This window comes from Alteromonas sp. ALT199 (assembly GCF_018619335.1).
Taxonomy (GTDB): Bacteria; Pseudomonadota; Gammaproteobacteria; order Enterobacterales; family Alteromonadaceae; genus Alteromonas.
The window spans coordinates 1-4,877 of the sequence record NZ_JAHHDX010000070.1; the positions used below are offsets into that span (position 1 = coordinate 1).

Annotated in this window: 4 protein-coding genes; 1 reads left to right on the top strand and 3 read right to left on the bottom strand. The window is 42.4% G+C overall.

Annotated features, from left to right (window positions below):
• Window positions 1-32: 32 nt before the first annotated feature.
• On the bottom strand, window positions 33-485 hold the full coding sequence (locus KL866_RS07230; protein ID WP_214994333.1) for a Fur family transcriptional regulator: 453 nt from the start codon (window positions 483-485) through the stop codon (window positions 33-35).
• 325 nt (window positions 486-810) lie between these two features.
• Between KL866_RS07230 and KL866_RS07235 the strand changes: the two genes are divergently transcribed.
• A complete protein-coding gene (locus KL866_RS07235; RefSeq protein WP_025255000.1) occupies window positions 811-1,203 on the top strand; it encodes a DUF3718 domain-containing protein in 393 nt (130 codons plus the stop codon).
• Between the two features lie 155 nt (window positions 1,204-1,358).
• On the opposite strand, the gene KL866_RS07240 is transcribed toward KL866_RS07235, so the two are convergent.
• Together KL866_RS07240 and KL866_RS07245 are read right to left on the bottom strand one after the other, a co-directional pair.
• Window positions 1,359-2,876, bottom strand: coding sequence for a mannitol dehydrogenase family protein (locus tag KL866_RS07240; RefSeq protein WP_214994335.1), 1,518 nt, complete (start codon window positions 2,874-2,876; stop codon window positions 1,359-1,361).
• 10 nt (window positions 2,877-2,886) lie between these two features.
• The gene (locus KL866_RS07245) at window positions 2,887-4,602 is read right to left on the bottom strand and encodes a cytosine permease (protein WP_025254998.1); all 1,716 of its coding nucleotides are present in this window, start codon (window positions 4,600-4,602) and stop codon (window positions 2,887-2,889) included.
• Window positions 4,603-4,877: the final 275 nt, after the last annotated feature.

Sequence of the window (4,877 nt, forward strand, 5' to 3'; positions counted from 1 at the left end):
GTTTTATTCGTATAAAAATTTGAAATTTGGGATTATTTACAACGTACGCAGATACACGCCACTTCTAAGTGAGGCATTACTATCTCGCATTGGTAAGCTTGTGCTTGTTGAACAAGATGTTCATAAATAACGGGGTCTACGTTAGTTTCTTCAACGTTGCCGCAGCGAACACAAATTAAAAATTGTGAATACCCATGATGTTCGCAGCATTTGGCGCGAGCGCATCCGATATATTTATTATTAAGGTTAAGCTTGTGTACTAAATTTGCTTCTACCAAGAACTCAAGAGCACGGTAGATAGTCATTGGTTTTATATTTTCATTATGCTGTTTTGCATACAAATCTTTAATTTCGTAGGCCGAAAGCGGAGAGGATGCTTCAATTAAAATATTAAGTACTTGTTTACGCTTTTGTGTCAAGCGTAGGCCATTTCCATCACATTTATCTTGTGCTGTAGCAAGTAGGTTTTGAAATCGTTGATCCATTCTATCCTCAATGTAAAAGCGGTGATCTTCATGCCCTGTTATCACTCGCTTATAGGCGCATACTCAAACACGCATTGTTACAGTATAACATAACACAATCGTTATGAAATGAGTCGCATGAAACTTGTTCTATTTTGGTTAGCGACTGTAGGAGCGCTTTTATCGTCCTAACTCGAACTAGCCGAGTTAACAAAAAAGCTTTCGCCCCCCTTTTTGATATGGCGATATATACCAAAGTATTAGCTAACGTATTTTTCTTAATTCAGCTTTATCGTTTAATTATCCCGACGAAAACAACTATTAAAATTTACTTGAGGAATTAGCCATGTTGAAAATAGTTAAAGCTTCTCTTGTTATTGCCGGTACTTTCGGTGTGTCATCATTAGCGCAAGCTGACGTTAGCGAGGCATTAGCAAATATATGCACGATTGTGCAGGCGGACGATAAAGGCGAATTGAGAAAGAAGATGCGCGCAGTTCAGTCTGACTATCGAATGAAACTAAAAGACTACTATTCGGGCGTAAGCTGCAGCGGTAATAGCCTGATCCGTACGGCGATGTTAAATAATGCAGTGGAAGCCGGAGAGTTGCTAGTTAAAAAGATGCCAAAAAGCGACTTAAAAGCCCCCGAAGCAGACGGCAAGACTTTACAAGCATGGGTTGCCGAAAATGGCTTGCAAGACAACCCTATCGCAGCGGTACTCCAAGAGCGACTGTGAGACAATTTCACGCCATGTGAACCAGTTCAACATGGTTGCAGAGAAATCTGCACTTTAAGAAGCGACCTTCGGGTCGCTTTTTTCTTTTCAAGATGAAAAGAAAAAAGGAGAGTTAAAATTAACTCTCCTTTTGTTTATTTATTAGTAAGTAAGACTTAACTGGCTCTAGCCACAGCTAGCTTTTCTTGGGAAAGTGCTTCGCTTATCGAAAGTACAGGCTCATTTTGATAAACACGCTCAAGAAATGCCTTGTAGACATCAGCAAATTTTTCTTCCTGAGCCAGCTCGCCAAACACTTCTTCTATCTTCAAGAAGCTTAAGCTATCTGTTTCATTTTGCTGAGCGGCGAGATGAAGTGTATCAGACAATACATCGTTAATTTCTAACGGCTTTCCATCTTGAGACACGTGTTTATCTGAATAATACGACCAACACGCGACGACAAAGGCACTAATACTTACATCACGTCCGGCTACTAAGTTATCTCGTACCGTTGGCAGTAAGAATACTGGTAGTTTGGCTGAACTTTCTAAGCAAATACGCGCCAAGGTATCTTTGATAAAAGGGTTTGAAAAACGAGAGATTAACGTATCGCGATAATCAAATACATCAATGCCTTCAACCTGATCTAGGGTTGGCATCACCTCTTTTTCCATAAAGATAGACAATAGCTGCTTTAACTGCGCAGCTTCTACACTCTCGTGAATAGTATCAAGACCGGCAACTGAACCGACTAAACCCAGCACTGAATGCCCAGCATTTAGCATGCGTAGCTTCAGCTTTTCATAAGGCGCAACATCGCTAACAAACTGTGCGCCTACTTCATCAAACTGTGGTTTAGTGTTACAAAAGTCATCTTCAATAACCCACTGATCGAAAGGCTCACATACTACCGGCCAGCTATCTTCAATACCCTGCGCTTTTAACGAAACAATATCTTCGCTTGTAGTAGCAGGTGTGATTCTGTCTACCATAGAGTTAGGAAAGCTAACGTTCTCGTTAACCCACTGCGCTAGAGCTTGGTCGAATAGCTCGATATAAGCTAGCAACATTTTCTTCAACACATGCCCGTTGTGCTGAATATTATCGCACGACATAACGGTAAACGGCTTAACGTTGTTTTCCTTGCGCTTTTTAATAGCGGCAACCAAATAACCAAACACTAGTTTCGGATTTTTAGGGTTTTCAATGTCATGAATAACGTCGGGATTAGTGGTAATAAATTCCCCTGTAGACGCATCGAAGTTATACCCACCTTCAGTGATGGTTAGAGAAACAATGCGTACTTCAGGTTCAGCCATTTTATCAATGACCGCTTGAGGAGCATCCGGCGCCATCATAAACCCGGTCATTGCTCCTATAACTGACGCAACTCGTGAGCCATCGTTGTGCTTTTCAACCAATGTGTAAAGGTTATCTTGTTCATCGAGCACTTTTTTCATTGCGCGATCATTTTCACGAAGACCTACACCGCAAATACCCCACGACAGATCGCCAGTTTTCGCCATGTAGCGGTCTACGTACATGGCTTCATGTGCACGGTGAAAACCGCCAACGCCGATGTGAACGATACCTGTTTGAACATTCTCCACATCATAAGCTGGACGCTTAACGTCAGCTGGCAACGACGGCAAGTTAGCTTTGTTTAATAAAATAGACGTTTGAGATTGCATAAGAACCTTATTAATTTTGTAGCGCTTTTTGACGACGCATCGCCCAATACGCAGTAACGAAATAGATAACTGTGCACGCGAACCCAACATTGAAGAACAGATCGCGGTTTAATTCATACACGGCAAGCGTGTCACTAAGAGAAAACGTTTTTATTGCCAGTGCGATAGACACAACTAGGCTAGCTACAGAAACAATGCGTAATAGTTTTGAAGAAGCTCGTGTGTCTTCAACATGCTCACTTTCTAACGCTGCTTCTTGCTGCTGATGTGCTTCAACACGAGCGTCAAAAGCTTGAACTTGTGCCTCTTGCTCTGGATACGCTTCTTTAGCGCCATATTTAGAAGCCAGTGCGGTATATACAGCAATTGTGAAGAACCACGTTGGAATAAACAGGTAATAGAATGACATGACATCTAAGGCATTTAGGCCAAAGCCAAATACAAGACCAAGACCCCAACTAGCTACCGCTGGTGTACTGTGTGTAAGGCTTTGATAATGTGCCCAATAACGGGTATACCCTATTCGTGGAAAAATCATGTGCTCGGCAAATACAATGGCACCCACTGGTACAACTAACAAACCCGCATAGGTAAGCAAAGGCAGAAGCTTAGTAAATACGAATGGGAAGCATGCAATTGCAACCGTTACCATACCAACAACAGCAGTGGTTTTTGTACGTGACTTATCTTTGAAAATAGCTTGAGCAGCAAGGCCCGCACGATAGAGGTTAGCGTTAGCTGTTGTCCAGCCCGCAACGATAACAATGACAAGACCAGATAGGCCTAGCGCATGGAATGCCACATCACCTGGATCAAGCTCTACAATTGATTTTTGAACGATTACTGCGGTACCTGCCCCCATAATACCTGCTGAAATCCACGCAACATAATGACCAAACAACATGCCTGCAGAAGTACAAAGCCCGTAGCGCTTGCGTTTAGCAAAACGTAACAGAGCCATATCAATAAGGCCGAAATGTGTAATGGTATTTGCCGCCCAAGAAAACCCGATAACTTCTAATAAACCAATGCCCGGTTCACCACTTTGCGTTAGTCCGGTCCACACCGACGTACTGCCGATATGCATGAAATCATTCCAAGACGTAATAAAAGTTTGCCCTATCACAGACTCCGCCAATGCAGGCATAAGAATAAGCGGACCACAGATAAACATGGTGAATAACCAAGGAGCACAAATACGAGAGAAGTCAGATACTGCATTGAAGCCATACATGGCGACGAAAACAACAATAACTCCCACGGCTAGCACCACTGCGACAAACGCTAAATTAGTGGGATACCAGTTCAGTTGGGCCGGAATGTTTAGCGCAAAGCGAACGGCTGTTGCCGAAACGGTGATCATAGCTGCGGAGATGACGGTGAATATAATCACATTTGCCCAGTTATAGAGCTTCGTCATTGAATCACCGGCGATTTTCTGTAAGTAAGAATATAAACTTAATCGCGTTTCTACGGCGATAGGCGTGGTAATTAGTGTCCAGCTTAGTACAGCGAGTAAGTTACCGATTAGCAGACCCAGTAAAATGTCGGTCATGGTCGCCCCTAGGGCAACAAACGTGGCACCAAACACAAATTCAGTGGCCGCTACGTGTTCACCGGCATACAAGCCCATGAAGTGCTTCCAACCTTTAAGTTTATGCTTCGCGATAGGCAATTGCTCATCGCTTACATGTGAAATATCAATATCGCTCGACGTTGATTTCATTTTCAAATCTCTTGTTGTAGTGGCTGTCTCTTAATGATGATCTTACAGCAGGGCATTTGCCCATCACATGAGACATATCTCATTTTCGTGAATATTTGCACATAGGCCCTCATTTGTAAACAGCCATTAACAAAATAAAGTGGTTGCTCGTTAATTTTTTAACACATCAGATTGTTTTAAAATCACACGCAGCGCTGTATATATTAGGGTATCTTATTGAAGTTACTAACGAAGGTTTCAAAACGCTGTTGTTAATATATTGATTAGCTAAATGC